The sequence below is a fragment of the Ensifer aridi genome, from assembly GCF_002078505.1.
Classification (GTDB): domain Bacteria; phylum Pseudomonadota; class Alphaproteobacteria; order Rhizobiales; family Rhizobiaceae; genus Sinorhizobium; species Sinorhizobium aridi.
The window spans coordinates 223607-233270 of sequence record NZ_LUAV01000022.1 but is presented as its reverse complement, the minus strand read 5'-3'; the positions used below and the strand labels follow the sequence as shown (position 1 = coordinate 233270).

10 protein-coding genes and 1 pseudogene are annotated in these 9664 nt (G+C 57.1%); 6 read left to right on the top strand and 5 right to left on the bottom strand.

What is annotated here, in order from left to right:
• On the top strand, nt 1–277 hold a 277-nt coding region (locus AYK65_RS20150), incomplete at its 5' end, for an aquaporin (protein ID WP_172402038.1).
• 77 nt (nt 278–354) lie between these two features.
• Here AYK65_RS20150 and AYK65_RS32775 read toward each other — a convergent pair.
• A complete protein-coding gene (locus tag AYK65_RS32775) occupies nt 355–555 on the bottom strand; it encodes a hypothetical protein (RefSeq protein WP_081159998.1) in 201 nt (66 codons plus the stop codon).
• 88 nt (nt 556–643) lie between these two features.
• Here AYK65_RS32775 and AYK65_RS32515 point away from each other — a divergent pair, with 88 nt between their 5' ends.
• From AYK65_RS32515 to AYK65_RS20125, 4 genes are all read left to right on the top strand, one after another.
• The gene (locus tag AYK65_RS32515; RefSeq protein WP_172402037.1) at nt 644–796 is read left to right on the top strand and encodes a hypothetical protein; all 153 of its coding nucleotides are present in this window, start codon (nt 644–646) and stop codon (nt 794–796) included.
• Between the two features lie 612 nt (nt 797–1408).
• Nucleotides 1409–1867: a Ros/MucR family transcriptional regulator gene (locus tag AYK65_RS20140; RefSeq protein WP_081159995.1), complete on the top strand. Its 459-nt coding sequence runs from the start codon at nt 1409–1411 to the stop codon at nt 1865–1867.
• Nucleotides 1868–1927: 60 nt separating this feature from the next.
• Nucleotides 1928–2119 (top strand): hypothetical protein, encoded by a 192-nt coding sequence (locus AYK65_RS20135; protein ID WP_081159993.1) that lies wholly within the window; start codon nt 1928–1930, stop codon nt 2117–2119.
• Nucleotides 2120–3062: 943 nt separating this feature from the next.
• Entirely contained in the window at nt 3063–5390 is a 2328-nt protein-coding gene (locus AYK65_RS20125) for a PAS domain S-box protein (RefSeq protein WP_081159990.1), read from the top strand.
• A 75-nt stretch (nt 5391–5465) separates the two neighbouring features.
• Here the strand turns inward: AYK65_RS20125 and AYK65_RS20120 are convergent, their stop codons facing one another.
• The 4 genes and pseudogenes from AYK65_RS20120 to AYK65_RS20105 form a co-directional block, all read right to left on the bottom strand.
• Nucleotides 5466–6653 (bottom strand): EAL domain-containing response regulator, encoded by a 1188-nt coding sequence (locus AYK65_RS20120; RefSeq protein ID WP_081159987.1) that lies wholly within the window; start codon nt 6651–6653, stop codon nt 5466–5468.
• Nucleotides 6650–7387 (bottom strand): response regulator transcription factor, encoded by a 738-nt coding sequence (locus AYK65_RS20115; RefSeq protein ID WP_081159983.1) that lies wholly within the window; start codon nt 7385–7387, stop codon nt 6650–6652. The genes AYK65_RS20120 and AYK65_RS20115 overlap by 4 nt, the downstream gene beginning before the upstream one ends.
• A 129-nt stretch (nt 7388–7516) precedes the next feature.
• Complete coding sequence (locus AYK65_RS20110; protein WP_081159981.1) at nt 7517–7777, bottom strand: hypothetical protein; 261 nt, start codon at nt 7775–7777, stop codon at nt 7517–7519.
• A gap of 309 nt (nt 7778–8086) precedes the next feature.
• Nucleotides 8087–8395 (bottom strand): annotated as a pseudogene (locus AYK65_RS20105) (nucleotidyltransferase family protein); the annotation flags it as partial.
• A 174-nt stretch (nt 8396–8569) separates the two neighbouring features.
• Between AYK65_RS20105 and AYK65_RS20100 the strand changes: the two are divergent.
• Nucleotides 8570–9652, top strand: coding sequence for a hydrogenase small subunit (locus AYK65_RS20100; protein WP_081159978.1), 1083 nt, complete (start codon nt 8570–8572; stop codon nt 9650–9652).
• The last annotated feature ends 12 nt before the right edge of the window (nt 9653–9664 follow it).

The following is a 9664-nucleotide window of genomic DNA, read 5'->3' as shown; positions in this document are numbered from 1 at the left end:
GCTTGCCGGGTTGGCGATCGGCCTTACCCTGGTCGCGATCCATCTTGCCGGCATCACGGTTTCCGGTTCTTCCGTGAACCCGGCCCGCTCGCTCGGTCCGGCGCTCTTCGCAGGAGAAGCCGCAGTCGATCAACTCTGGCTCTATATCCTCTCTCCCATGCTTGGCGGCGCTGCGGCGGGTCTCCTTCAGTTGAGCGGAGCCCTCGCCCCTGGATTGTCACACCGCCCACGCAAGCGCGGTGGCACCGCCCACCATGCCGCTGCTCAATCCAATTAGGGGCTTGTCCACAAACTTTTGTCGCTAAACCGGTTATTGATGTTTTCCGGGTGAAGCGGCACTCCATTTCCCCCGATCTAGAAACGGTTGATGTGGCCTTCCGCCTGGCCGTTGCTGCACGGCAGTTCGACGGCATTGCAGACGGCGTCAAGGTCGCGGAACAGGACACGTGCGAACGTTCGATTTGCGACCAAACCCGGCATCGTCAATCCAACCATCCGGCTTGCCCGGATCGCGGGTGCGAAAAGCTGGACGTAGGTTTCCAGTGTGCCCTGCATGGTCCGGTCCCACGTCCAATGTCGACCATTTGGCAACTGGCCGACCCCAGGTGCGGCGAGCGGTCTCGGAACAGGAGAGTTCTTCCTTGTGCAAGGCGTGAATGGTATCGGACACCGTCTGCCGGGACTGTCGATGAACGTGTCGTGCCCGGCGCTCGTGCATTTCGTCAGCCTCGCCGGCGTCTCTTTCTACCGAACCGGCTACCGGTCCGGCCGGATGACCTTTTCGAATATCGCGTAATCATCGCGGCGCCTGATCGCTGCGGGGCGGCTGCAGTCCTGCTCAACCTGTTATCCACGTGGCCACGAACCGAAGCCCATCGTCGCAGTCAGCTTCTCGGCTGGCGCATCATCTCTCCGATGTGCGGGCGGTGCGCTACGGCACACAGGCAGGACCTCCCCTCCCCCGTTCTATCATGGCGCTCATAGGAGAACGAGTCATCGACGAAGAAGCCGGGCGCGGAACCCGAACCTGGACGTCGCCGGTCTGTTTAAGCATGAGCGTCAAGCGATCGGGCGCCTCCTTTTCTTGGCACGCCAGACGCGAGCGTGCGGGCCGCCACCGCACCCCTTGAGCCTCTAAAGTAAATGCCTATCTCGCCGGCTAGGGCTGCGCAGACGAGATCCTGCAGCATACCTCATACCGATGGAGTCAGGGGATGCGAGGCGACCACGACGGAAAGCCGGAGCCGCTGTCGAGGCCCGAACCGTTTTCGCCATCGCAAACGAGAACAGAGGACCGCAAAAGCTGTCGATAATCAGCATCTTTCTCTCGTCCCGCCTTCCTTCCGACCGAAATACCTGCTCTTTACATGGATCGATTACAATTAGTGACATGCTTCGGAGAAGATCATTGACGGAATCGCGCCCAGATATAACGGAACGGAGACTTGAGCTCACCAGCCGCATCGTGTCCGCCTATTTGAGCCGCAATGTCATTTCCGCCGCCGAGCTCCCCCATCTTATTCAGCAAACCTATGACTCGCTGGATGGGGGTTATCGACCATCCAAAACCGAGCCCTCCGCCGAAGAGCAACGCCCCGCAGTCCCGATCAAGAAATCTGTGACAGACGATTTCATCATCTGCCTGGAGGATGGCAAGAAATTCAAATCTCTCAGGCGACACCTGATGGCAAAGTTCGGTCTGACGCCGGAGCAGTATCGCCAAAAGTGGAAGCTTCCAGCCGACTACCCGATGACAGCTCCGAACTATACCCGACAGCGCTCGGAACTCGCACGCGCCACGGGGCTGGGAAGGAAACCCGCATCGGTGCCCGCTGTTCGCAAGAAGAAGGGCCTGAAGTTCGGCTGATGAAGGTGTCCGAGCTTGGCGGATCGCAAAAGAGAGCATGTCGAAGAGGAAGGACAGCTAATGATCGAATGGCGAGACCTGACCGAAGAAGCTGCTATCGACGCAGCGGTGGCTGAGCACGGCAAAGACGCCACCACGTCGGTCGCCTACCGCGCTCTCGAAGCGTACCGCGGCGTGGACACGCCAGAGTACCGCTTCTGGTTTGGACTTTTCCTGAAGCTGGCGAAGCGCAAGCACGTGGGTTGGGCTTGAGGGCTCGACTGCCCAGTTGTTGGGCGAGTGCTCGGCCAGCCACGGGCTGATTGCCCGAATGCTCGCACTGACACACTATGTAGATAAGTCGGCTCTTTGACCGCGCGATAGACACTATCCGCGACTAGCGCGAACAAGCAGGCGCTGTAGAGGCTCATCGTGCACGAGACGTCCGATCTCCGGATATCGTCGGAATGCGCTCGCGACCTTTCGGCCGAAGAGGTCAGGGACTCCCTGGTGGGCGCGGCCGATGTCATCAGGACACTGAAAATCCTCTTGGAACGGTCCCGGCATCATTGGACGCGTGGCCATCTGTGAGAGCTGGAATAGATGGGCCGACCGCCATTCCACACGGCGGAGACAGTGACCTACTCAGCCAGTGCGCCAACAGGATTGCACACACGTCGCGTCATTCGCCCGACAGCATTCACCCACCAGCACTTTGGCCGGCGCGACCGCGGATAGCGCCAAAACAACCGCGTCGGACAGGCCCATGAGTCAAGGCTTGGGTGTGCGCCTGGGCGCGAGCGGATCATTTTCCACCTTGTTTCAATCGAGATCTCCATTTCGAAATTAACGATGCTTCCATCTGGATGTTGCACCATCTTCACGACTTCTAACATTTGGTGTGCAAGTGCGTGTGAATAGGGTAACAGTCGTAAGGGAGGAGCCGCCGTCATGTCGGGGAAAACGACTGCAGACGGACACGACGTAAACAACAGACGGTCTCTGCCGCCGTGGTCGAAGCGGCCCGAAGGCGAACTGCGCTCGACCCGCGAATTCCTGGACACGGTCATAGAAAGCCCACCGGTACCTTTTCGGACGGCCAATCCGATCGAGATGTATGGGCTCGCACATCGATCTCGACGCCGATGTAAGGATCGCCGACATGAAGCCGCCAAAGCTTGATGGCTGGAGGCCCTAACCTGCAGATGAACTTGGTATGATCGCGATGGTACAACCCACGATAATAACTCATGATAACCGCAGCGCCCCGCAACAAAGTGAATCATACTACGTACAGCTATTCGATTCTCACCCACAACCCATGTGGGTATACGATACCGAAACCTTCCGTTTCCTGATGGTAAACAACGCTGCCGTTGCCCGCTACGGGTACTCGCGGGAGGATTTCCTTAAGATGACCATCAGGGCCATTCTTCCACCCGAAGATGTGCCCGCCTTGTTAGAAAGTGTAACCAACGGGCGCCACGATCTCGAGCAGCCAAGCATCTGGCGGCATCGCCTCAAGGGCGGCCGGATCATCTTCGCAGAGATATCGTCCCATGCCTTCGACTTCGAAGGCCGAAGTGCGAGGCTGATTATGGCCTTGGATGTCACCGAGCGTCTGGCTGCTGAACAGAAGATGCGTGAAAGCGAGGAGTTGTTCCGCGCAGTCTCAAACGTAACTGCGGACGTGATTTGGGATTGGAACGTTGTTAACAATACTATCTGGTGGAGCGAAGGCCTCAAGGCAGTATTCGGCCACTCTCCCGAAGAAAGCCGTCGCAATCTTGAATTTTGGAAGACGCATACTCATCCGGACGATCTAGAGCGTGTATTACGTTCCACTCAAGCGGCGATGGATTCCATGGAACAAACATGGGAGGATCAATACAGGTTCTTTCGTGGCGATGGCTCGATTGCATACGTCGAGGATACTGCACACATCATCTACGACCGCCATGGAAAGCCGGTCCGATGCGTAGGTGGTATGAGTGATGTTTCAGCACGCAAGGCAGCGGAAGATAAGCTTGCGCAACAGGCGGCGCTTCTCGACATGGCTCGGGATGCGATTATCGTGCATGACATCGACCATAGAATTCTGTTCTGGAATAAGGGCGCAGAGCGGATCTACGGGTGGACGGCGGAAGAAGCAGTCGGGAAATCGCTTGGACAACTGCTTTACAGCGATGAATCCAATCCCCTCGCTTACGTCGCCGTTGTCGTGGCGACTGGGGAATGGAGCGGGGAGATCGTGCAACGGCGCAGGGACGGAAGCCGCATTACCGTAGAGGCTCGCTGCTCGTTGATGGGTGACAGTGCTGCTGGTCCGCAATCCATCCTCTCGATCAACTCGGACATAACGAGGCGCCTGGCGATTGAGGAGCAATTGAGGCAGGCTCAAAAGCTTGAGGCAGTGGGGCAACTGACGGGCGGCGTAGCGCATGACTTCAATAATCTTCTAACGGTCATCTTGGGCAACGCCGAGGTTCTCGCCGAACGGCTGAGCCAGGACAAGAGCCTTCGCCGCCTCGCGGAAATGACCTCAGCGGCCGCTCAACGAGGTGCTGACCTCGTGCATCGGCTGCTCGCCTTCGCGCGCCGGCAGGCTCTCGAGCCGCAAGTGGTCGATCTCAATTCGCTACTGAAGGATATGGACGGTCTGCTGCGGCGAGCACTTTCCGAAGACATAGAAATCAAATTCATCCAGTCAGCCGGCCTCTGGAATGCGTTTGTTGATGCGTCCGAGCTTGAGGCTGCGATCCTGAACCTTTGCCTTAATGCGCGCGACGCGATGCCGCGCGGCGGACGTTTGACGATTGAAACCGGAAATCTTTGTCTCGATCAACACTATGCGGATTGGAACTCGGACATTGCTCCCGGTCAATACGTGGTAGTAGCCATCTCCGACACAGGGACTGGGATGGAACCCCACATCCTCGCACGCGTCTTCGAGCCATTCTTTACAACCAAGGAGACTGGGAAGGGGAGCGGCCTCGGCCTCAGCATGGTCTTTGGTTTCGCCAAACAGTCGAACGGGCATGTCAAGATCTACTCGGAGCCCGGCCAAGGAACGACCGTCAAGGTTTACCTTCCGAGAGCCGTTCGGGGCGAGAAAGAGACGAGATCGAGTCCGGAGAAGGCCGCACTGCCCCAAGGCACGGAGAAGATTCTTCTAGTAGAGGACAATGAGCTGGTCCTGAACTATGTAGCGGCGCAGCTCGAAAATCTTGGTTACCAGGTCATTTCCGCTAGAAACGGTCAAGAGGCTCTGGACATTCTGCGAGACATCGCTGACATCGACCTTCTGTTCACCGACGTAATCATGCCAGGTGGTCTGAATGGAGGTCAGCTGGCGGAGGAAGCTCGCAGGCTTCGACCAAAAATACCTGTATTGTTTACTTCCGGATACACAGACAACGCCATAATTCATCAAGGTGGGCTCGATCCTGGGCTCCACTTTTTAAGCAAGCCTTACCGACCAAGGGAATTGGCTGCAAAGGTGCGCCTGATACTTGAAGGCAAGAGAGTGCAAGGTTGTTTGTGAACGCGGTTCGGACTTGTGCTCCCCAATATCACGGGGAGCAGGTTGCACAGATTAAGGATTTGCGTGGAGACTGCACTACGATTTTGTCTTGTAACGGGCTTCAATGGGGGATCGAACGTATGCCGCAAATTCCTCCAGAGGCAATGCGGGTGCAAAGAGATAACCTTGCGCGATGTCACACCCAATCTCGGCAAGAACGGCGGCATCCTCCTGAGTCTCGACGCCTTCAGCAACTGCGAGTGCGTCAAAGCCGTGGGCCAACTGGATGGTCGCAACGCAGATATTTCTCAAAGCGCGGTCGCCTGAACATCCAGCTACGACAGATCGATCCAACTTGAGTTCAGAGAAGGGTGTACGCCGCAGCCGTTCAAAGGTGGCGTAACCGCAACCGAAATCATCGATTGAAATATTGAAGCCATGCAAGACAGCGCGTGTTGCAAATGCTTGGCAGACCGAACTATCACCACCAAGGTCGCTTTCGGTGATCTCCAAGATCAGGTCAACGGGCCTAACCGCGCCATCACGAACCTTTTTGAGTTGCAAGATCAGTGCCGGCTGCATGCTTCGGGTGGAAACATTTATCGAGAAACGGAGCGGCACACCGTCCCCTAAATCGAGTGATGCGGCTTTTGCCGCGGCCTCCGCGGCCCTGACGGTGAGTTCATGAAGATCGTCGTCGTCAGCCGAGGGCAAGAACTGACCGGGAAAGAGCAGACCTGCGCTGGGGTGCCTAATTCGAGCCAGGCACTCTGCCCCCCTGAGGCATCCAGTCTTGAGCTCAACCTTCGGCTGAAACCAGAATTCGAGCCAATTCTTCCGAATCCCCTCGCGTAAGAGCCCCTCGGGACATGGTTTCAAAACGCGCGGGAAATTCGCCGATGGGCCACTGCTCGCTTCGTCTAGAACACGTCTCAAATCTTGCAGCCGGAATGGCTTTTTCAGTGGCGCCTTTGCATCCAGCCCGAGGCGAAGGGCAACATCCCTCGCGTGACGAAGCACGCTTTCAGGATGACCGCTGACGATGACGAGAGCCCCCATAAAGCGGATGTCCCGGAGCATATGGAAAACATCAACTCCATCGGCTTCACCGAGAGACATGTCGACAAACACAATATCGGGGCTTTCCTGCTTCACAGCATCGAGCACGTCGCTGGCTTTTGTAACCGCACGGGCCTCAACTCCGAGGTGCTGCAGTTGGAATTGCAGAAGCTCGCAGATCTCCTGGTCGTCATCAATAATTACCGCCTTCACCTTGATCCTCATTCTTTGGATTTCGGCGTGTTTGACGTAGCAGTCGTCCCCATTGACGTAAGTAAACGATATCCGACTCCACGCACCGTCTGCACATACTCCACACTGTTCGAATCCAACTCACCGATCTTTCTTCTCAATCTTGCGATGTACACATCTAGCGTCTTGTCGCGCGGATCATACTCCCGGAAGCAAGCATGCTTGGAAAGCTGCGATTTGCTGCAGGCCCGTCCGAGGTTTCTGTTGAGTTCTGACAGCAAACGGGTTTCGAGATCGGTAAGGGGCAGCGTTTTGCCGCGGCAGATTAGGGCCCTCCTGGTCAAGTCGCAGCAAACCCTTCCAATCGCCAACTCGACCGGAGGAACCTCGAAGCGCTTGCTCCCCGATTTTGCCACAACGCGGGTGAGGCGAGCCTGGAGTTCACGAACCGAAAACGGCTTCATTACATAATCGTCGGCGCCCGCATCCAACGCGGTTGCCCGACTCTCTGGGCTTCCTATGCCTGAAATCAAGATCAGAGGGATATCCGAGTGCCTCCTGACCGTGCGGAGTATCTCTAGCCCGTTCCCGTCCGGCAAATTTACGTCAACGATCGCACCGTCAAAGAAATTAATCTCCGCGCTGTGTATCGTCCGCAGGCACTGCTTGTAGCTTGAAAGCAAATGGATATTGTCTCCCGGCACTGGCCAGGAGTGGATGATCGTTTTTGCGACCAGATCATCGTCTTCAACCAATAGGATGTCCAACGCATCAGACTCCCGCGACCCAGCCGAAACTCACAACCCCCCACACTCTCCGAAATGCTCCCTCCCGCGAGGAAGCATCAGCCGCGTCCTCGGCGCGGCAATATCGGCTGAAGGTCACGACAAGCGGTACTAGTCGGCCTCAAGAACGCTCTTCAGATCATGAATAGTCGCGAGTGGAAACTGGACACGCGAAAGAACGTTAACAAAACGAGAAGGCTGCGATTTGATGAACTCCACCTCGATTTCATCCTTTGAGCGGTGAAATACAGTTGCTCCCATAAAGTATTCGTAGTTTCCGAGCACGACATAAAAGTGATCTGGAACTGCAGAATAGCTTGTCCTTATTCGGGCACCGCTTTCAGATATCTGCACAACGACCGCCTTAATCATTGTCAGATTCCGCAAGGCCCTCGCCGGATAGACTAGCCGTACTATGAAACGACAACTTCTCTTTAGTTGCACACGTGTTCTGACTTCGGCCGCCACGCGAGATAGATAGGTAGAGTGAAGGCGGCTCCGGGGAGCGGTAACGATCATGAGCGATAACCCGTTTTGGAGACAGTCGCTGATCTCAGACGCCGATTGCGAGCGAGAAGAGCTAGCCCGTTAGTGTCATCCGCGCGGTTAACTCGGGACTTCGAAACCGTTAAAAAGGGTAAAAGAGGTGCATTGGACATTGACGCTGAGAGGCGCGCTGGGTTCCGGCGCGACCATCCCGCCTTCGCGGGTGAGGGTGGAGACTATTCGACGCCATGCCCGAAGATCAGCCTTTTGCGCTTTGAACTCCTCGACACGCTTTGCAACTTCGGGATCGTTCGCAGGACCGACTTAGCGACATGTGCGACCGCCTTCGCCGTCAGGCTGGTCGAAGTACCAATACCGTCGCTGCTTCACCGTGACAGGAGTGAAGCGACCATCGGGGGGAAAGTGGGCGGACCATGCCGCGTCGAGCGAACGCTGTCCCAGCTCCGCGAGCATCGTCTGATACATGAGATCGATCGGCTTCAGCATGACTGCGTCGTTATACCTTTTTTGAAGAAAAGTATGACCAGCCCGGAAATTTTCGGAGGAAAGTAGGCCTCGGGATTCAGAACTGGCCCGCTTCTTGCTGCGAACATTCCTGACGGACCCCCGATGTCCATCCGGGCGGTGTGATGGGGATTGGATTGCTAGAGGAGCAACATGGCAGCTGCCGAAACCTTTTATGACGTCATTCGCCGCCAGGGGATTACCCGGCGCAGTTTCACCAAGTTCTGCAGCCTGACGGCCGCAAGCCTCGGCTTCGGGTCGGGAGCGGCGAGGGCTATGGCGATGGCGCTGGAGACCAAGGAACGCGTGCCCGTCATCTGGATGCACGGCCTCGAATGCACATGCTGTTCGGAGAGCTTCGTCCGCTCGGCCCATCCCTTGGTCAAGGACGTGGTCCTGTCGATGATCTCGCTCGACTATGATGATACGATCATGGCGGCCGCCGGCCATCAGGCCGAGGCTATCCTCGAAGAGACCAAGGAGAAGTACAAGGGCAAGTACATCCTCGCCGTCGAGGGCAATCCGCCGCTCAACGAGGACGGCATGTTCTGCATCGACGGCGGACGGCCATTCGTCGAAAAGCTCAAATGGATGGCCGCGGACGCGTTTGCCATCATCGCCTGGGGTGCCTGCGCCTCCTGGGGCTGCGTGCAGGCCGCCAAACCCAATCCGACCCAAGCAACGCCGATCGACAAGGTCATCCTCGACAAGCCGATCATCAAGGTTCCCGGCTGTCCGCCGATCGCTGAGGTGATGACCGGCGTCGTCACCTTCATCACCACCTTCGGAAAGCTGCCGGAACTCGACCGGCAGGGGCGGCCGAAGATGTTCTATTCGCAGCGCATTCACGACAAGTGCTACCGGCGCCCGCATTTCGACGCCGGCCAGTTCGTCGAGGAGTGGGACGACGAGGGTGCGCGAAAGGGATACTGCCTCTACAAGATGGGCTGCAAGGGTCCGACAACCTACAATGCCTGTTCCACTGTCCGCTGGAACGGTGGCGTCTCCTTCCCGATCCAGTCAGGCCACGGCTGCATTGGCTGTTCGGAAGACGGCTTCTGGGACAATGGCAGCTTCTATGACCGGCTGACCAACCTCCATCAGTTCGGGATCGAGGCGAATGCCGACAAGGTCGGTTTGACCGCGGCCGGTATTGTGGGCGGCGCGATCGCCGCGCATGCCGCCGTGACTGCCGTCAAGCGCGTCACCAGCAAGCGCGAAAAAGACCACGCGTAATCCTCAGGGGAG